Source organism: Streptomyces sp. NPDC042002 (genome assembly GCF_055588305.1).
The window spans coordinates 37802-56559 of record NZ_JBVJCT010000022.1; the positions used below are offsets into that span (position 1 = coordinate 37802).

At 71.9% G+C, this 18758-nt stretch carries 11 protein-coding genes and 1 pseudogene; 5 read left to right on the plus strand and 7 right to left on the minus strand.

Annotated features, from left to right (window positions below; translation table 11 throughout):
- Positions 1-60: 60 nt before the first annotated feature.
- From ACZ6KY_RS27210 to ACZ6KY_RS27220, 3 genes are all read right to left on the minus strand, one after another.
- Positions 61-1881 (minus strand): GMC family oxidoreductase N-terminal domain-containing protein, encoded by a 1821-nt coding sequence (locus tag ACZ6KY_RS27210; RefSeq protein ID WP_469312916.1) that lies wholly within the window; start codon positions 1879-1881, stop codon positions 61-63.
- Between the two features lie 93 nt (positions 1882-1974).
- The gene (locus ACZ6KY_RS27215; RefSeq protein WP_469312917.1) at positions 1975-3876 is read right to left on the minus strand and encodes a succinic semialdehyde dehydrogenase; all 1902 of its coding nucleotides are present in this window, start codon (positions 3874-3876) and stop codon (positions 1975-1977) included.
- A 188-nt stretch (positions 3877-4064) separates the two neighbouring features.
- On the minus strand, positions 4065-5732 hold the full coding sequence (locus ACZ6KY_RS27220; protein ID WP_469312918.1) for a serine/threonine-protein kinase: 1668 nt from the start codon (positions 5730-5732) through the stop codon (positions 4065-4067).
- 196 nt (positions 5733-5928) lie between these two features.
- Between ACZ6KY_RS27220 and ACZ6KY_RS27225 the strand changes: the two genes are divergently transcribed.
- A complete protein-coding gene (locus ACZ6KY_RS27225; protein WP_469312919.1) occupies positions 5929-6480 on the plus strand; it encodes a hypothetical protein in 552 nt (183 codons plus the stop codon).
- A 116-nt stretch (positions 6481-6596) separates the two neighbouring features.
- Here the strand turns inward: ACZ6KY_RS27225 and ACZ6KY_RS27230 are convergent, their stop codons facing one another.
- From ACZ6KY_RS27230 to ACZ6KY_RS27240, 3 genes are all read right to left on the minus strand, one after another.
- Positions 6597-8201 (minus strand): serine/threonine-protein kinase, encoded by a 1605-nt coding sequence (locus ACZ6KY_RS27230; RefSeq protein WP_469312978.1) that lies wholly within the window; start codon positions 8199-8201, stop codon positions 6597-6599.
- Positions 8202-8389: 188 nt separating this feature from the next.
- A complete protein-coding gene (locus ACZ6KY_RS27235) occupies positions 8390-11476 on the minus strand; it encodes a protein kinase (RefSeq protein WP_469312920.1) in 3087 nt (1028 codons plus the stop codon).
- 169 nt (positions 11477-11645) lie between these two features.
- Positions 11646-13820 carry a serine/threonine-protein kinase gene (locus ACZ6KY_RS27240; RefSeq protein ID WP_469312979.1) on the minus strand — a complete coding sequence of 725 codons (2175 nt, stop codon included), beginning with the start codon at positions 13818-13820 and terminating at the stop codon, positions 11646-11648.
- Between the two features lie 291 nt (positions 13821-14111).
- On the opposite strand from ACZ6KY_RS27240, the pseudogene ACZ6KY_RS27245 reads away from it, so the two are divergent.
- Positions 14112-14447, plus strand: a pseudogene (locus ACZ6KY_RS27245) (hypothetical protein); the annotation flags it as partial.
- Between the two features lie 70 nt (positions 14448-14517).
- Here the strand turns inward: ACZ6KY_RS27245 and ACZ6KY_RS27250 are convergent.
- The gene (locus tag ACZ6KY_RS27250) at positions 14518-16224 is read right to left on the minus strand and encodes a glycerol-3-phosphate dehydrogenase/oxidase (RefSeq protein WP_469312921.1); all 1707 of its coding nucleotides are present in this window, start codon (positions 16222-16224) and stop codon (positions 14518-14520) included.
- Between the two features lie 271 nt (positions 16225-16495).
- Here ACZ6KY_RS27250 and ACZ6KY_RS27255 point away from each other — a divergent pair, with 271 nt between their 5' ends.
- The 3 genes from ACZ6KY_RS27255 to ACZ6KY_RS27265 all read left to right on the plus strand — a co-directional run bounded on the left by ACZ6KY_RS27255 (position 16496) and on the right by ACZ6KY_RS27265 (position 18737).
- A complete protein-coding gene (locus ACZ6KY_RS27255) occupies positions 16496-17704 on the plus strand; it encodes a nucleotide sugar dehydrogenase (RefSeq protein ID WP_469312922.1) in 1209 nt (402 codons plus the stop codon).
- Between the two features lie 152 nt (positions 17705-17856).
- The gene (locus ACZ6KY_RS27260; RefSeq protein ID WP_469312923.1) at positions 17857-18468 is read left to right on the plus strand and encodes a hypothetical protein; all 612 of its coding nucleotides are present in this window, start codon (positions 17857-17859) and stop codon (positions 18466-18468) included.
- A gap of 2 nt (positions 18469-18470) precedes the next feature.
- Positions 18471-18737, plus strand: a complete 267-nt coding sequence (locus ACZ6KY_RS27265; RefSeq protein ID WP_469312924.1) for a hypothetical protein — start codon at positions 18471-18473, stop codon at positions 18735-18737.
- The last annotated feature ends 21 nt before the right edge of the window (positions 18738-18758 follow it).

The window sequence follows — 18758 nt, forward strand, 5'->3', positions numbered from 1 at the left end:
GCCGGTCCGGGTCGGGGCCAGGTCCGGTCCGGGTCGGTGTCGTAGCGGCCGGGGCTTGCGCTACGGCTTGGGCGGCACCGTCGGCATGCCCAGGAACGGCAGCCTCAGTGCGCCGAAGGCGTCCGCGGGGACGGCGGGCCGGCGCGGCTCGACCGCCTTGAGACGCTCGTACGCGGCTCCCGGCGCCGGACGCGGATCGGCCTCGCCCTTGTTGGGCCAGAACGACATGGCCCGCTCGGCCTGCGCGGTGATGGTGAGCGACGGGTTGACGCCGAGGTTCGCGGAGACGGCGGCGCCGTCGACGACGGAGATGCCCGGGTGGCCGTAGAGCCGGTGGTACGGGTCGATGACGCCCTCCTCCGCACCGGCGCCGATCGGGCAGCCGCCGAGGAAGTGCGCGGTGAGCGGGGTGCCCATCAGCTCGCCGACGTTGCTGCCCGCGAAGCCGTTGATCTCCTCGGCGATGACGGAGGCGGCCTGTGAAGCGGCCCTGATCTGCTTGGGGTTGGGAGCGCCGTGTCCCTGACGTGCCGTCAACAGCCCCTTGCCCGCGCCCTTCGGCTTCAGATACGTCGTCAGGGAGTTGTCGAGCGACTGCATGACAAGACCGATGATGGTGCGTTCGGACCAGCGGCGGTTGGAGAGCGAGCGGCACACCAGCAACGGATGCCGGGCCGCGTTGACGAGCCATCCCGCCACCCTCGACGAGCCCTCCGCGTAGGGGACTTGGAGGATGGACATGCCGCCCATCGCGTTGGAGCCCTTGCCGTAGCGGACGGGTTCGATGTGGGTGTTCTCGTCCGGGTGGATCGAGGACGTGATGGCCACACCCTGGGTGAAGTCGGCCCTGGGCGTCCCGTGCGCCTTGCGGTAGCGGCGGTTGTCCGTCTGCGCGCCCACCAGCGCCTCGGAGTTGGTGCGGGTCAGCTCGCCCAGCCTCTTCGACAGGTACGGCAGCTGGCCGCCCGCCTTCATGCGGTGCAGCAGGGTCTGGGTGCCGTAGGTGCCGGCCGCGAGGACGACCCGGTGCGCCGTGAAGGTCCGCCCCTCCCCCTTGCGCCGCTCGTCCGTCGGGAGGGTCTGGACGGCGTACCCGCCCCGCGAGTCGTCGGTGACGGACACGACGGTCGTCATGGGATGGACGACGGCGCCCGCCTTCTCGGCGAGGTGGAGATAGTTCTCGTTGAGGGTGTTCTTGGCGCCGTGGCGGCAGCCGGTCATGCACTCGCCGCACTCGGTGCAGGCCTTGCGGGAGGGTCCGGCACCCCCGAAGTACGGGTCGGCCACCTCCTCACCGGGCTTCGCCCCGGCCTCCCCGTCCGCGTCCAGTCCGTCGCCGAAGAAGACGCCGACGGGCGCCATGTGGAAGGTGTCGCCGACCCCCATCCGCTCCGCGGCGGCCTTGAGATGAACGTCCGACGGGGTCATGGTCGGGTTGAGCCGTACGCCCAGCATGCGCCGGGCCTGGTCGTAGTACGGCTTCAACTCCCCTTCCCAGTCGGTGATGTCCTTCCACTGCGGGTCCTCGAAGAAGGGCTTCGGCGGTACGTAGAGGGTGTTGGCGTAGTTGAGGGAGCCACCGCCGACACCCGCCCCCGCGAGCACCATCACATTGCCCAGCAGATGGATGCGCTGGATGCCGTACATGCCGAGCCGCGGGGCCCAGAGGTAGTTCTTGATGTCCCAGGAGTTCTTGGGGAGCGTGTCGCGGGTGAAGCGCCGGCCCGCTTCGAGGACTCCTACGCGGTACCCCTTCTCCGTCAGCCGCAGGGCGGTGACGGAGCCGCCGAAGCCGGAGCCGACGACGATGACGTCGTAGTCGTACGTTCCCTCGTACGTTCCTTCGTCCGACTGTGCCTGGACAGAGCTCTCCTGTGACACGTGCCGCTCTCCTCGTCGAGAACCGTTTGCGAACCGTTTGAGAACTGCTCGAGAACCGTGGATCGTTGCCGAGGGCCCGTGAGGGGCCGTGGGCTAGCGCAGCCGGAACACCTTCATGAGCTTCAGGCTCCGGCTCATGAACGCCGCGTACTTCTCGTCGTCCATGCCGAGCGACGGCGCCATCGGCAGCAGCCGCTGATGGGCGACGGTCTGCGCCTCGGTGTACTTGAGGATGCCCTCGGAGCCGTGCCGGCGGCCGAGGCCGGAGTCCTTCATGCCGCCCATGGGCGACTGGACGCTGCCGTACGCGGGCGCGTACCCCTCGTTGACGTTCACCGTGCCGGTCCGCAGCCGGGCCGCGACCGCGCGACCACGCCGCCCGTCCTTGGTCCAGACGGACGAATTGAGGCCGTACGAGGTGGAGTTGGCGAGTTCGACGACCTCGTCCTCGGTCTTGAACCGGTAGAGGGAGACGACGGGGCCGAAGGTCTCCTCGGCGCAGACGGCCATCGGGGCCTCCACTCCGTCGAGGATGGTGGGCTCGTAGAAGTACGGGCCGATGTCGGGCCGGGCGACACCGCCGGCGACGACCGTGGCCCCCTTGGCGACGGCTTCCTCGACGTGCCGCGTCACGGTCTCCAACTGCCGTTCGCCGACCAGCGATCCCATGTCGGCCCCGTACGCCAGGGACGTGCCGAGCCGCATGGCCCGGGTCCGGGCGGCGAACCGCTCCGCGAAGGCGTCGGCGATCGACTCGTGGACGTACAACCGCTCGATGGAGATGCAGAGTTGACCGGCGGAGGAGAAGCAGGCGCGGACGGCGCCCGCGGCGGCCTTGTCCAGGTCTGCGTCCTCCAGGACCACCATGGCGTTCTTGCCGCCGAGTTCGAGGGAGACGCCGACGAGACGGGCGGCCGCGCCCTGGGCGACCTCGCGGCCGGTCCGGGTCGACCCGGTGAAGGAGACGTAGTCGGCGTGCTTGACGACCTCCGGTCCGACGACCGGCCCGTCCCCGATGACGACCTGGAAGATCTCGGCGGGCAGCCCGGCCTCGATGAGCAGGTCACGCGCCCACAGGGCGGTGAGGCAGGTCTCGGTGTCGGGCTTCATGACGACCGCGTTGCCCGCGACGAAGGCGGGCAGCGCGTCGCCGACCGACAGCTCCAGCGGGTAGTTCCAGGGCGCGATCTGCCCGACGACACCGCGCGGGTGGCGCAGTTCGGTGACCTTGGTGAGGGTCGGGACCGCGCCGGCGTGCCGCTTGGGACGCAGGTACGAGGGTGCCTTGCGTCCGTAGTGCCGGGCGGCGACCACGACGGCCTGGACCTCCTCGTGGGCGTGCAGCCGGGCCTTGCCTGTCTCCAGCTGGATGAGGTCCAGCACCTCGGCCTGCCGGGCGAGCACGAGGTCGTGGAAGCGGAGCAGGACGGCGGCGCGCTGCCGTACGGGGGTGGCCGCCCAGGCGACCTGGGCGACGCGGGCCCGCTCGAAGGCCTTCTCGACGTCCTCCGGGGTGGACTCGGGCACGTCGGCCAGCTTCTCGCCGGTGAACGGCGTGTGGTTCGCGGTCCGCCCGGACCCGGCCACACCCTTGGTGAGCTGCGCGACGAGCTCGGGGGTGACCACGTCGGCGGCGGTACGGGCGCCGGCCGGGGCGGGAGCGAGGGGGTTGGTGCCGATGGCCCCGGGGGTACCGGCTCCGTCCACACCCGCGGTGCTGTCGGCGACCAAGGCCTCGGCGGCCTCGTCCGAACCGGCCGTTTCGGCGGCGGCGGGCGTCTCCACTGCGGTGGCCGTTCCCACGGCGGCGGGCGTTTCGTCCGTACCCGCGTTCGTCCCGGCCTCGTCATCCACGTCGGCGGTGATCGTCGCGTCGGCGGCGGCCGTCAGGTCCGTCGCGGTCGGCGCGGTCACGCCGACCGCCGCGTCGGTACCGGCCGTCTCATCGGTACCGGTGTCTTCCGTGGCCTGCTCCGCGGCCTGCGAGTCCGTCATGAGCCGCAGGGTATGCCCGCTCGCGCCCTTTGGGTACCCGTCGGTAATGGCCTTTCACGGAGTACTCACACAGCGCCAGTGATCACTGGCAGCAAATACGCTGATCAGGGTGTTGTCGATCCGACGATCACCGGGGGATCGTTTCTCCGGTCACAGTCCGGTCAGCGGGGGGCACGGGGCTACGAACTTCACGGGGCCACGAACGTATCCACCGCCACGTCGAAGTACTCCTTCGCCTCCGTGACCCGGCCCACCGGCGCGGAGACCCAGACGTCGTACATCCGGCCGCCTTCCTCCCAGCACAGGTCGTAGGTGTGCCGCGCGCCCTCCGCCGTGGTGAAGCCGTTCCAGGTGAACTCCCAGAGCGCTGAGGGGTGTCCGTCGTGGACCGTCCGGGCGACCGTGCCGTCGTGGTAACCGGGGTTGTTGGCCGGCCCGTCGGCGTCCGCCCGGTGCATCACGCCGAGCGGACCGCCCGTCTCGGGGTCGGCCACCTTGATGCCGATGCGGAAGGTTTCACCTGGTGACATGTAGAAGATCCGCTCCCCCTGAGGATCCCGCGTGAAGCCGTCCGGCACGGCGAGCGAGAAGCCGTTCGGATCCGACGCGGTGCGGTAGCCCGAGGGCGCCGTGCGCGAGGTGGAGGCCGATGTCTGGCGCCGGGTCACCGTCACGGTGGGGTCGGCGCTCGCGGGCGGGGCCGAGAGCGTGCCGGACGCCGGGGACGACGTACCCGGCGTCCGGGACGCGGACGAGGAACTCGGTGTGCGTGACGTGCCCGGCGAACTCGACGAGACCGGCTTGCCGTCCCCACCGCCGCCGTGCATCAGCAGCGCGGCCGCCGACACGCCCGCCCCGGCCATCGCGGCGACCAGCGCCGCGGCGACGAGCAGACTGCGCGTGGACTGCCTGGGCGGCTGGTCCGCCGCGTCGGCGGGACGGCCCGGCGACGGCTGGGGCGCGGGTCTGTGCAGGGGGTTGTCCCGCCGCGTGGGCGTGTACGTGGCCGACAGCCGCGGTGTACGGCCGGTGTCCCGGAAGGCGCGCAGCATCCGCTCCGCCTCCGCCGCGTCGAGCCGCCGCTCCGGATCGCGCTCCAGCAGCCCTCGTACGACGGGCAGAAGCGGCGCGGCCTGGGCGGGCGGACGGATCTCGTCGACGACGACCGCGTGGAAGATGCCGCCGAGCGAGTCGCGGCGGAACGGCGACGCTCCGCTCAGCACCGTGCACAGCAGCGCGCCGAGCGACCACAGGTCGGACTCCGGGCCGGTCCGTGCCCCGGCCATCCGTTCGGGCGCGGTGTACTCGGGCGAGCCGACGAAGGCGCCGGTCTCCGTGAGCGTCGTGGCGCCCGCGACCTGGGCGATCCCGAAGTCGGTGAGCACGACGCGGTCGGTGCCCGCTTCGACGAGGACGTTGGCGGGCTTGAGGTCGCGGTGCAGGACACCCGCTTCGTGTGCGCGGCGCAGCGCTCCGAGCAGGTCGATGCCGATGCGGGCGGCCTCGCGCGCGTCGACCGGCCCGTTCGCGGAGATCCGTTCGGCGAGCGAGCCGCCGTCGATCAGCTCCATGACGATGTAGGGGCGTTCGCCGTCCTCGACGACATCGTGGACGACGATGATGTGCGGGTGGTGCAGTTGCGCCACGGCCCGCGCCTCGCGCAGGGTACGGTCACGCTGGAGGCGGGTCTCCTCGGCGGAGAGTGAGTCGTCGAGGACCAGTTCCTTCACGGCGACGCGGCGGCCGAGCAGCTGGTCGGTGGCACGCCAGACGACGCCCATGCCACCCCGGCCGATTCTGGCCTCCAGCCGGTAACGCCCCGCGATCACACGGACGTTCTCCCCCTCGGTCCCCATGGGTCTCATCATGCCCCACCGGACGGACGCCTTCCGTGGCTGCGACCGGCCAGTATGCCGCCGCCCCGGGACAGACAGCGGCACACTCCAGGAAATTCAGGCCTCGGCACGTACCCTGCTGGACGGAATCGACCAGGCCACCGCGACGGAACGGCGCCTCGACGCTGCGTGGCCAGGGCGGACAGGGTGGCCGGAGGTGACCATTTTCGGCCGCAGCCTGTTCCGAAAAAGATACAAGGCATGGAAAATCGCCAGGCGATATCCACCACGCAGGGTAAAACGGGCGGCCGGAATCATGCTGTCCTGTGAATCATGGAAGCCTTACCTTTTCCTCATGAGAAACACATTGACGCGCCTTTCCGTCACGAGCGTCGCGGCGGTGGCCATATTCGCCACGGCCACAGTGACCGATGCCAGCGCGGCGAGTGGCGGAGCCTCGTGCTCGGTGACTGGCGCCTCGGGGAGTCTCACGTTCACCAACTGGACAGCCCACCATGTGGACATCAGCGGTTGGGTCAAGGACACCGCTGCCGATGGTCACCATGTGGCCATTCAACTCGTTTCCATAGACGCCGGCACCGGATGGGTAAGGGAGTGGGGCTGGCATTCCGAATACGACGGAGACGGATCGACCGCTTCCTTCAGCACGTACGCGTCGCCCTCCGGCGATGCTCTCGACTACGTCGGCGCGCAGGTGGCGGTCTTTGAAGGGAGTACGGTAGTCCGTTCTTGCACGGACTATGCCTGAGAAGCCCGTTGGTGACGTCCACCGGCGCGCCTCGACCGAAGTCGGCGCCGGGGACGCCGAGTTGAGGACGGGCCCAAGCGACAACAGCGACAGCGGAACCTTCTGTTCTCCTCGGATCAACCCTCCTGGAAGCCCCTCAGGATCCAGTCGAACTGCTTACTGGTGGTGGCCCAGTCGTCGGCCGGCGAGGCCGAGTAGAGGGCGTACTCGGTGCCGTCGCCCTCCATGTACCCGACGTCGATCGCATGGTAGGGCCCCGGGAAGTAGTGCGGCGCGTCCTTGGCCAGCGCGTTCCACGTGTACTCCCAGCGGACACCCGGCTGGTCGCGGAAAAGCTCCTTCTTGAAGGTCAGCTGCTTGTAGTCCAGCAGCCGCCGGGAAACCACGCGCTCCAGGGCACTCATGTGATCGTACGAGCTGCTGAAGTCCGGCGCGGTGTCGACGGCGACCCGCACCAGGTGCTTGCCCTTGTCGGGCGAGTAGTCGATCTGCCGGAGGCCGTCCTGGTCGATGGAGACGGACCGCTTCCACCCCTTAGGCAGGGAGATGCTGAAGCCCACCGGGTCCTTGTGCCGCTCCCAACCGGCGGGAACCGCCCCCTGACCGCCCTCGCCGCTCGGCGGGGCGCTGACCTTCGGAGTCGACGAAGCGGAGGCCGAGCCGCCGCGGCTGCCTGTGCCGAAATGCTGGAGCGCGACCGCGGCGCCCCCGCCGATGATCGCCGCGAGGGCGACGACCAGGGCGAACGTACGCAGGCGGTGCCGTTTCGACGGCGCGGGCACGGACCCGATCGTCACCGGGGGATACGGCGTAGCGGCGGCCGTCTGCACGCGGGTACCGGTGCCGGTCTCCGTGGTGTAGTACCCCGCCTGCCCCGTCGGCGCATACGCCTGCGTCGCACTCGACAGTCGTCCCGCCGCCGCCTCGGCGAGCATCTGCTCGGCCTGCGCCGCGTCGGGCCGCTCGGCCGGATCCTTGCGCAGCAGCGCGGCGAGGACGGGCCCCAGCACACCCGCGTTGACCGGCTCGGCGGGTTTCTCCTCGACCACGGCCTGCATGGTCGACAGGGCCGACGTGCGCCGGAACGGCGACCGCCCCTCCACCGCCGTGTACAGCGTGGCCCCGAGGGCCCACAGGTCGGCGGCCGGACCGGGGTCGTGGCCGCGCACCCGCTCGGGCGCGAGGTAGTCGACGGAACCGACGATCTCGCCGGTGCGCGTGATGGTCGTATCACCCTCGACCTGCGCGATCCCGAAGTCGGTGAGCAGCACCCGCCGGTCGGAGGACAGCAGGACGTTGCCCGGCTTCACGTCCCGGTGCAGCACGCCGGCCGCGTGCGCGGCGCGCAGGGCGCGCAGCACCCACAGTCCGATCCGCGCCGCCTCGGCCGGTTCGAGACGCCCCTGCTCCTTGACCTCGTCGGCCAGTGAGTTGCCCTCGACCAGCTCCATGACGATCCACGGCCGGTTGTCGTGATCCAGCACGTCGTGGACGGTGACGACGGCCGAGTGGTTGATCCGAGCCGCGGCCCGCGCCTCGGCGTGGGTCCGGGCGAGCAGCCGTGCCAGGTCGCTCTCGGCGACGTACAGCGCGGCGGTCAGCTCCTTGACCGCGACCGCGCGGTGCAGCACCTCGTCATGGGCGCGCCAAACCCGGCCCATGCCACCGCTGCCGATCGAGTCGACAAGCCGGTAGCGGCCCGCGAGGAGCAGGCCCTGCATCTGATTCACGTTTCCCCGCAATGGTCTTGACAGGGTCAGACTAAAGAGCGGTGCCCACCCTGGGAACAAGCGGGGTCGTACGGAGACCGCACTGTGACGGTTGTCCCTTCCTAGTACGGAAGGGAACCGTTTGGCGTTCAGGTGCCCTCGCCTGCCGAAACGCGGCGTCCAGGGCCTAAAATGCTTGTTCAGCCGGTGACTTGATAGGTCGACGACGCCTGCTCGTACAGCCGTGTCACCTCGTCGCGCTCGGCGTCCGGGCCGCGCACCTGCACCACGTGGTAGTGCCCGCCGACGAGGATCGCGAGGTTGCGCACATAGAGCGAACGCCCCGCGGAGTCCTGCCAGGTGAACTGGCCCTCAGCCATCACCTTGCCGCCCACGTCGATCCGCCGCATGCCGCTCGAGGTGGCCCAGGTCGAGTCGCGGAAGGGCTGCAACTCCTTCTCGCTCTCCCGCTGGTAGGTCATCGGGTCACTGCCGTACGTGGCGGTGCTGTCCCGTCCGGGTACGACGATGAGCTCGAAGTCCCCCTGGGAGTAGACGACCTGGCCGCTGCCGTTCCTCGGTGAACGGGTCCAGCCGCTCGCCACGGCGACCTGGAATCCCTCGGGGTCCTTGCGGAGTGTGAACCCCTGGGCGACGTTCGGGTCGCCGGTGGTGTGCGAGGACGTCGAACTGGACTTGCTCGATGGGCTCTTGCCGGAGTCCGGCGCGGTCTGGTCGGGGCGGGGCTGACTGCTCGCCGTCGCGTCGCCGCCGGTGCCGGGGGCCGGGTCGGCCTGTCCGGCGGCGCCGGTCCGCCCGTCACCGGTGCCGCTCCGGTCCGACTTGGGCATGAAGACCACGGCGTAGGCGACCGCCGCGGCCAGCAGGAGCAGGACCAGCAGGAGCAGGTTGCGGCCCAGTCGGCGGGGTCCCGCCGAACTCTCCTCCCTGGCCCGCTTGTGGCGTGCGTGCGGGCTGGTCGCGGGCAGCCCCGCGCGGCGCCTGCGGACGAGCTCGCCCCGGCGCCGTACGATCGGCAGCCGGCTCGGGTCGACGGGCGGCACGGGCACGACATGCGCACCGGCCTCGGGTTCCGGCGCGGACCGCACCAGGGACCGCAGCCAGCCGCGCAGTTCCTCGAAGTCGAGCCGCTCGGTGGGGTCCTGGCGCAGCAGTGACTCGACGACGGGCCGCAGCGGCCCGCACTCCTCGGCGAAGGCGGGCGGCTCCGCGCACACCAGTTGCACCAGCTCGGCGGTGTTCTCCTCCGGGTACGGAGCGTGGCCCTGCACGGCGCGGAAGAGCAGCGCGCCCAGCGCCCACAGGTCGGTCGCGGGTCCGATCGGGGCGGCCAACTGCCAGTTCTCGTGCACCGGTCCGGCCTGCTCGGGCGCCCAGCGCTCGGTGACCGGCCCGACCACGGCCATCCTTGCCTGCCGTGCCCGCTCCGCCGCGAGCGCGGTGGCCGGCCCTCGGCGCGGTGGCGTCCCGACGACCAGCTCACCCCAACCGCCGCCGCGGTGCTCGGGGTTGTGCGGGACGGGGACGGGGCCCTGCGGGGTGCCGGGGACCCGGGTGTGGCCGGGGGCCGGGGAGGCGCCGGGCACACGGGCGTGGCCGGAATCCGTGAACCCGCCTGGATGTCCGGGTACTTGGGTGTGCCCGGAAGCCTGGAAGCCGCCGGAGAAACGGCCGTTGTCCGGAACCCGTTCGTTGTCGAGGGGCTGTCCGGGGGCCGGGACGCCTGGACGGCCGCCGTGCCCCGCGGGGTAGGACCCCTGGCCGGGCGCCAGCGCGGGGTTGTCGTACCCCGTGACACCCGGGGCCGGCCTGCCGCCCGTTCCCGATCCTGCTCCCCATCCTGATCCCGACCCCGACCCCGACCCCGACCCCGATCCCGAGGGGAGCGTGGGGCGCCCTTGACCGTTGTCCCCGCCGACGGCACCGGCCGGGCGCGGGGGAGCCTCGTACCCGCTGCTGCCGCCGACCCCGTACGGGTCGGCTATCTGGCCCGGAGGCGCGGTGTGCGGACGCTGCTGCCCGCCTTGGCCGGGCAACTGCGGCGGGGAGTAGGCCTGGGTCTGCGGGGGGTGCGGGGAACCGCCGTAGCGGCTGTCCTGGCCGGTCTGCTCGCCCTGCTCACCGGGTGCCGAGGGCCGGGGGGCCGGAAGGGCGAGCGGGTCGCCCCGCTGCTCCCCCTGTACGCGGGCGGCGGCGCGCGCTCCGGCGCGGTACGCGGCGATGGCTCCGGCGCGCGCGGCACGGATGTCGTCCCCGGCGTCCTCCGCTCCCCCGCTCGCCTCGGGTCCGTCGGCCGGCCCGGCCGCTCCCGAGGGATGGCCCGGCCCCGCCGGACCGCCCGCTTCGAGCGCGCGCGGGCCCCGGCCCGCCGTGGGCGTCCCCGGAACCGGTGTCCCCTGCTCCGCGCGAGCCTCGATCGCCGCCCGCCGGGCCGCTTCGGCATCGGCGCCGCTCGTGGCCGCCACGGCGACACCGCGCGCGGCACCGCCGAATCCGACACCACCGGCGGGACCCCGCCCGCCCGCGGCACCCGGCCCGCCTCCGGCGGCACCCCGGGAAGCGCCCGCCCCGGCCGGACCGGCGTTCCCCGGCTGTCCGGCGCGGGAGCCGGGCCCGGACCCGGACCCGGGCTCAGTCCTGAAGTCGCCCTCCGGCGCCGGCACCGGGTCGTACCCGCACAGCGCCTCCTCGGCCGCCCCGGCCGCCAGCCCGGTGAGCAGGACGCGGCCGTCGTCGCAGACGAGCACCGTGCGCACGGTGATGTTCCGGTGCACCCATCCGTGCGCGTGCAGGACCCGCAGCGCGGTCAGCACGTCGGCGGCCACCTCGGCCGCCCGGTAGGGGCTGAGCGGCTTCTCGGCGAGCAGTGCGGCCAGCGGCCTCGCGGGCACCAACTCGCTGACTATCCACAGCGACCCGCCCTCGGCGAACACGTCGAAGACCTGGTCGAGCCGGGGATGGTCGGGGATCTGCGCGGCGGCCTGCGCGGCCTCGATCGCACGCCGGACCGCCGGTTCGGTGGGCCGGCGGGTGGTCCGGGCGGACGCCCGCCGCACCCCGCCGTCCCGGGCCACGAACCCGTCGGGCAGTCCGTCCGCGTCGAGCACCTCGGCCTCGACGACTTCCGGCAACGGCACCTGCCGTACCAGGACTTCCTGGCCACTGTAGGTGTCGAAGGCCCGGCTCTCGGCGAGTTCGTACTCGTCGGACGGCGGCAGAGGCAGGCGGTAGCGGTCGGCGAGTACCCGTCCCGCGTAGTCGTCCACGATGCTTCCCCCAGCCGACCGGTTGGTCAATTCCGTTCGCCGTGCGTTCCGTTGTGGCTTCGTTCGGTCCGCAACCACTCACGATACGTGCCCGGGGCAACCCGCAGAGCGGTGATGCGAGATCTCGGGCTCCCCTTCGTGGCGGAACGTCACCTCGGCGAGCGGTACGTCACGACTTCGGCTGGAACGTCTCGGTCAGCGTCTTCCACGTGCTCTTGCGCAGATCGCTGTCCCACGCGGACGCCTTCGCCGTGTACATCAACGCGTACCCCTGATGCGCGTTCACAACGAAACCGCGGTCGATCGACCGGTACTTGGTGCCGCCGTCCACATAGGTGAACTCCCAGTCGGCCGTGTTCCAGCCGCGGTAGTCCACCTTCTCTATGCCCACCTTCGAGTACTGGGAGCGCGTCATGTAGCGCTCCTGGTTCTCCCAGTCCGCGACCGGGTCGTTCTTGGGCGTCGACGTCCAGGCGACGAGGAGCTTCTGCCCGTCGGGGCCCACGAACCGGGCTCCCGCGGCGTCCTGGGACTTGTACGTCCACCCCTTCGGCAGCCCGATCGAGAAGCCCTGGCCGCTCCTGTACGTGGTCACGGCGCCGGAACCCGAGCCCGAGTCCTTGCCGTCACCGCTCGAACCGGCCGACGTGCTCGCGCTCGCGTCCGTGCCCGAAGAGGAGTTCGTGTTCCCGTCCCCGGAACCGGAGTCGGAGCCCGACTTGTCGTCGCTGTCGGTGCGCGAGGAGTCGTCGCCGCCCTTGCTGTCGCCGCCGCCCTTCCCGCTTCCGGACGTCGCCGCGCTGGAAGCGGTCGCCTTGCCGCCGTTGCTCTTGCCGCCCTTGGAGCCGTTGCCGTCCCCGCCACCCAGAGTGAGGGCCAGCACCGTGCCGAGCACGACCAGTGCCAGGACCACCGCGAGGATCACCAGTGTCCGCAGCGGCACGACATCCGTCAGCGAGGCCTTCGGCACCGGCCGCGCCGGGCGCTCGGGGGCCACCGGCCACCCGGACCCCGAGCCGCCGCGCGTACCGGCGGCGCCCGCCGAGCCGGCGAGCCCGGCCGAACTGGAGTTCACCGACGTACCGTCACGACTGCCCGCCTGCCCCGGCACGGACGGCGCGCCGGACACCGACGAACCCGCCGAACCCGCCGACACCGAGGTGCCGCCGGCAGCCCCGCCGGACCCCGCACCCGTGCGCGGGGAGGCCGCTCCCGCCGCCCCCTCCGCCCCGGAGGTGTCCGTGCCGCCGACCGTCTTGGCGCGGGCCGTCGCCGCCGAGGTGGCAGCCGCCGTGGCGGCCCCGGCCGCGGTCGCGGCCTTGCGTACCGAGCGCATGGCCCCGCGCAGCCGCTCCGCGGGTTCCTCGCCCTTCTTGGCGCCGGAACCGAAGCCCCCCGCACCCCGCCGCCCCGGTTCCTCCGGCAACGGCGGCATGGTCACGACCTTCGTCGCGTCCAGCGGCTCCGGCACGCTCTGCTCGGGCTCGGGCTCGGGCGCGCGCAGCACCTCGTTGAGCATCGCCCGCGCACCCGCGTCGTCGAGCCGCTGCTCGGGATCCTTGGCGAGCAGACCGTAGATCACGTTCTCCAGCGGGCCCGCGTTCTTCGGCTGTTCGACCGGCTCGGTCATCACCGCGGTGAGCGTCGCGATAGCGGAGCCCTTGTCGTACGGAGGCACGCCCTCCACCGACGCGTACAGCAGACCGCCCAGCGACCACAGGTCGGCCGCGGGTCCGGGCTTGTGGCCGCGCGCCCGCTCCGGCGAGATGTAGGAGGGCGCGCCGACGAGCATGCCGGTCGAGGTGATGGACGGGTCGCCCTCCACCTGCGCGATGCCGAAGTCGGTGAGCACGACCCGGCCGTCGTCGGACATCAGCACGTTCGACGGCTTCACGTCCCGGTGCAGGATGCCCTCACGGTGCGCCGAGCGCAGCACGTCGAGGATGGCCAGGCCAACCTCGGCGGCGCGCTTCGGCGTGAGCAGTCCGTCCTCGCGGATGGCCTCGGCGAGGGACTTGCCCTCGATGAGCTCCATCACGATCCAGGGCCGGTTGTCCTCGTCGACCACGTCGAAGACCGTCACCGCGCCGTTGTTGCGGATCCGCGCGATGGCCTTGGCCTCCCGCAGGGTGCGCGTGATCAGCCGGCGCTTCTCGTCCTCGTCGATGGCCGACGGGAACCGCAGCTCCTTCACGGCGACCGTACGGCCCAGGGTCTCGTCCTCGGCGCGCCACACCGTGCCCATGCCACCGCGGCCGAGAACATCCCCCAGCCGGTACCGCCCGGCGAGGAGACGTTCGCTCTTGTCCTGACGGGATGCTCCCGCCCGCTCCGCCTCCGACATGCGTCCCCTCATGCAACCCGCCCTGACAGAGCCTCCATTGTCCCTCACCCGACAAGTGCCCAACGCCCAGGGGCCCCCTGGAACCGCAACAGCTCAGCCAGTGAGACGCCCGGGGCCGGCCTTCGGCCACGGACCGCTCACCGCCTGTCGCACCCCGCACACGCCGGCCGCCTCGCAACCGGCGTTCCTGACCCATCGACTACCCCGTATCCGGACTTCCGCACATCCGCCGCACCCGGCCGCCGGCTCGGCCCGCGCCCCGGTCCCGGGCACAGGAACGTGCCTCATGACCATCCCCCGGCCGGCCGCGGCCGCTTCGCCTGCTCGAACACCGACTACGGGGTACTCGGCGTGGCCGTCGAGCAGGTCACCGACCGCTCTCACGCCACAGGGGCCGGGTGCCGCATCATCACTCCCCTTCGCCTGACCTGTACTTCGTCCCCGGGTGACCGGGCTTCGCCTCCCGCGCCGCACGGCCGCGCGTACGCCGCGGACGGCTCCGATGTCACCGAGCTCGACCCACACGTGGCCGGCGCGGCGGGTGAGCCGGTGAACACGGACGGGGTCACGCACTCGACGCTCGAACCGGCCCTGCTCGCCGCCGAGTTCTGTCCCCGCACCCCGTAGAACGGCCGGGCCGCGAGCAGAGATCCCAGCTCACGGCACCCGTTCGAGTGATATGGGCGGGAACCGGCGGTCAGAACGGCACGATGTCCGGCGCCCCCAGGCGAGCCGCGTCCGCCGTGAGGTCGTCCGGCTGGCGCTGGGACTCCCGCTCGGCCTCGACCCGCTTCTCGTAGTGCTCCACCTCGCGCTCGATCTGGTCCTTGTCCCAGCCGAGGACCGGTGCCATCAGCTCGGCGGCCTCACGGGCACTGCGGGTGCCCCGGTCGAAGGTCTCGATGGAGATGCGGGTGCGCCGGGTCAGGACGTCGTCCAGGTGACGGGCGCCCTCGTGCGAGGCGGCGTAGACGATCTCGGCCCGGAGGTAGTCCTCGGCGGCCGGCAGGGGCTCCCCGAGGGAAGGGTCCCCCACGATGAGGTCGAGGAGTTCCTCGGCCATCGCCCCGTACCGGTTCAACAGGTGCTCCACACGCACCACATGGAGGCCGGTGCGCGCCGCGATCCGCGCTCGCGCGTTCCACAGCGCCCGGTAGCCCTCGGCGCCGAGCAGCGGGATGTCCTCGGTGACGCACTCGGCGACGCGCTGGTCGAGGCCGTGCACCGCCTCGTCCACGGCGTCCTTGGCCATCACCCGGTAGGTCGTGTACTTGCCGCCGGCCACGACCACGAGTCCGGGCACCGGGTGGGCCACGGTGTGCTCGCGCGACAGCTTGCTGGTGGCGTCCGACTCTCCGGCCAGCAGCGGCCGGAGTCCCGCGTACACCCCTTCGACGTCGTCGCGGGAGAGCGGCACGGAGAGCACCGAGTTCACGTGCTCCAGCAGATAGTCGATGTCCGCGCTGGACGCCGCCGGGTGGGACTTGTCCAGGTCCCAGTCGGTGTCGGTGGTGCCGATGATCCAGTGACGGCCCCATGGGATCACGAACAGCACGGACTTCTCGGTGCGCAGGATCAGGCCCGTCGAGGAGTTGATCCGGTCCTTCGGTACGACCAGATGGATGCCCTTGGACGCCCGGACGTGGAACTGGCCCCGCTCGCCGACCATGGCCTGGGTGTCGTCCGTCCACACGCCCGTGGCGTTGACGACCTGCTTGGCGCGGACCTCGTACTCGCCGCCGCCCTCGACGTCACGCACCCTGGCCCCGACCACCCGCTCGCCCTCGCGCAGGAAGCCGGTGACCCGCGCGCGGTTGGCGACCTTCGCGCCGTACGAGGCCGCCGTGCGCACCAGCGTCGCCACATAGCGGGCGTCGTCCATCTGGGCGTCGTAGTACTGCAGGGCGCCGATCAGGGCGTCCTTCTTCAGGGCCGGAGCGACGCGCAGGGCGTGGCGGCGGCTCAGATGCCGGTGGCCGGGCAGGCCGCGGCCGTGGCCGCGCGCCATCGACATGGCGTCGTACAGTGCCACGCCGGAACCCGCGTACAGCCGCTCCCAGCCCTTGTGCTGGAGGGGGTAGAGGAACGGGACGGGCTTCACCAGGTGCGGTGCCAGCCGTTCGAGGAGCAGGCCGCGCTCCTTCAGCGCCTCGCGGACGAGTGTGAAGTCGAGCATCTCCAGATAGCGCAGGCCGCCGTGGATCAGCTTGCTGGATCTGCTCGACGTGCCCGACGCCCAGTCACGCGCCTCGACCAGGCCGGTGGACAGGCCGCGTGTCACGGCGTCCAGCGCGGTGCCCGCGCCGACCACGCCCGCGCCCACGACCAGCACGTCCAGCTCACGCTCGGCCATTCCCGCAAGTGACTCGGCGCGCTCCGCCGGCCCCAGTGTCGCTGTCCTCACCGCTGCCTCCCGCTGTTGGTCGCGCTGGCCGCACCTGTCCGGCTACGCCCGGCTCACATCCCCCCTGCCCAAAGTCTGACCGCCTTGCCCCTCATCGGCCACCGTCCATCCGCAGCCTGTGGACAACTCTCGGCGACGCGTACGGAATCTTGATCGATCAATCCCGCAAATCGGTCATATTTACTCCTAGTCTGACATTGCTCTCGCCCATCCTGTCCACAGGGCTTGCGCACCTGTCCCGCATCGGTTACTGGGAAGGACGGCCCACTCCATGCCCGCAGACCTCGCCGTCATCGGACTCGGTCATCTCGGCCTGCCCCTGGCCCAGGCCGCCGTCGCCGCCGGCATCTCCACCCTCGGCTACAAAACAGGGCCGGAGGGCGGCTCCCTCACCCCCGCAGAACTGCGCCGGATGCTCTCGGGGGGCTTCCGGCCGGCCACCAACCCGGCCGAGCTGGGCCGTGTACGCACCGCCGTCATCTGCGCCCCGACCCCACGGGGCGCGGACGGCACCCTGGACCTCGGCCAGGTGGAGGCGGCGGCCCGCACCCTGGCCGCACGGCTGCGCCCGCACACCACGGTGATCCTGGAATCGCCCGTGCGCCCCGGCACCACCGAGGGCTTCCTCCGCCCGCTCCTCGAAACCGGCTCCGGACTGCGCGCGGGGCGAGATTTCCACCTCGCCTACTCGCCCAGCCGGGTCGATCCCGGCAACCGCGAAATCACCCCCGCCGGAACACCGAAGGTCATCGGCGGCCTCACCCCCGCCTGCACCGAGTCGGCCGCCGCCTTCTACGGACGGCTCACCGACAAGGTCGTCCGCGCGCGCGGCCCCCGCGAGGCGGAGACCGTGCAGGTCCTGGAGACCAACTTCCGGCACGTCAACATCGCGCTCGTCAACGAGATGGCCGTGCTCTGCCACGACCTGGGCGTCGACCTGTGGGACGTCATCCGCTGCGCGGAGACCAAGCCGTTCGGCTTCCAGGCGTTCCGGCCAGGACCGGGAGTCGGCGGGCACGGGATCGCCCAGGACCTCGGCGGCCCCTCGGGGCGCCCGCTGCGGATGGTCGAACTGGCCCAGCAGGTCAACAACCACATGCCCCAGTACGTCATCCAGCGCGCCGCCGCGCTGCTCAACGAGCACGGGAAGTCCGCCCGTGCCGCGCGCGTGCTCCTGCTCGGCGTCACCTACAAGGCGGACATCGCCGACCAACAGGGCGCCCCCGCCCACGAGATCGCCGTACGCCTGATGGAACTCGGCGCGTCCGTCAGCTATCACGACCCGCACGTCCCGGCCTGGAGCGTCCTCGGGCGGCCCGTACCGCGCGCGGACTCCCTCTACGAGGCCGCGGCCGACGCCGACCTGACGATCCTGCTCCAGCAGCACCGCACCTACGACCTGCAAGGACTGTCCGTGAAGGCCCAACTCCTCCTGGACACGAGGGGGGCGACCCCGACGGGGGCGGCACAGCGGCTCTGAGCCGGAGGAAATCCCTGACCCGTTGTCACTCCCCCCTGCTAATCTGCGGCAGCTCTCGCACACATGTGCGCCCATGCCCCGGGCGCCGACAGGTGTGCGGCGACACTCCACGCGCACACCGACAGTGCGCCCGCATCCCTGGGGGGAACCACATGAGCCAGTCGACGCCGCCGTCCGGTCCACCGGTCGACGCCAACCCGTACGCGGACGCGCCCGCGCCCGACGCTGCCGCCGCGCCGGCCGACCAGCCGCCCGTCCCGCAGCCGCCCGTCCCGCAGCCGGGTGTCGCGCAGCAGACCGTCCCGCAGGGCGCGCCCCAGCCGGGCTTCCCGGTCGCGCCCGTCGCCCCGGCCGCCCCGGCGCGCGGCAACTTCGCGCTCGGTACCGTCGCCGCCCTCGGCGCCGGCGTGGTCTCCGCGGTCCTGTACGGCCTGATCATCGGCCTCACCAAGCACGAGATCGGCTACGCCGCCGTCGGTGTCGGCTTCCTCGTCGGCATCGCCGCGGGCCGAGTCGGCGGCCGCAACCAGACCCTGCCGGTGGTCAGCGTGATCGTGTCCGTCGCCGCGATCTACCTCGGCCAGCTGATCGGCGAGGCCATGATCGGCGCAAAGCAGGTCGGCCTCAGCTTCTCCACCGTCTTCTTCGACCACTTCGACGTGGTCCAGCAGGCGTGGAAGGACAACGCCGACCCCCTGACCTTCGTCTTCTTCGCCATCGCGGCGTACGTGGCGTTCCAGGGCACCCGCAAGGCAGGTCTCTGAGGATGCCCGTCTTCCTGTTCCTGATGCTGCTCGGCCTCTCGGCCGCGGTGAGCGGCGGCTGGGTCGCGTTCAACGTCCGGGGCGCCGCCACCGCGATGGAGGCCTCCCAGCAGCGCGGCCACGACCTGCGCGCCGCCACCACCGGCGACTTCACACCACCGGTCAACTGGGTCACCGCCTTCGGCTTCCGGGCGGTCGGGGCGGTCGTCGGCCTCTGCGGCGTCGTGCTGGTCCTCGCGGGCGTCGCCGAGCTGCTGACGGGCGGCTGACCGGAGGACCTCACATGCGAA

What these genes read in the sequence shown, in the direction of transcription:
- ACZ6KY_RS27215 (WP_469312917.1), bottom strand. Translation starts at nt 3,876, where the DNA reads ATGACGGACTCGCAGGCCGCGGAGCAGGCCACGGAAGACACCGGTACC.
- ACZ6KY_RS27220 (WP_469312918.1), bottom strand. Translation starts at nt 5,732, where the DNA reads ATGGGGACCGAGGGGGAGAACGTCCGTGTGATCGCGGGGCGTTACCGG.
- ACZ6KY_RS27230 (WP_469312978.1), bottom strand. Translation starts at nt 8,201, where the DNA reads ATGCAGGGCCTGCTCCTCGCGGGCCGCTACCGGCTTGTCGACTCGATC.
- ACZ6KY_RS27240 (WP_469312979.1), bottom strand. Translation starts at nt 13,820, where the DNA reads ATGTCGGAGGCGGAGCGGGCGGGAGCATCCCGTCAGGACAAGAGCGAA.
- ACZ6KY_RS27255 (WP_469312922.1), top strand. Translation starts at nt 16,496, where the DNA reads ATGCCCGCAGACCTCGCCGTCATCGGACTCGGTCATCTCGGCCTGCCC.
- ACZ6KY_RS27260 (WP_469312923.1), top strand. Translation starts at nt 17,857, where the DNA reads ATGAGCCAGTCGACGCCGCCGTCCGGTCCACCGGTCGACGCCAACCCG.
- ACZ6KY_RS27265 (WP_469312924.1), top strand. Translation starts at nt 18,471, where the DNA reads ATGCCCGTCTTCCTGTTCCTGATGCTGCTCGGCCTCTCGGCCGCGGTG.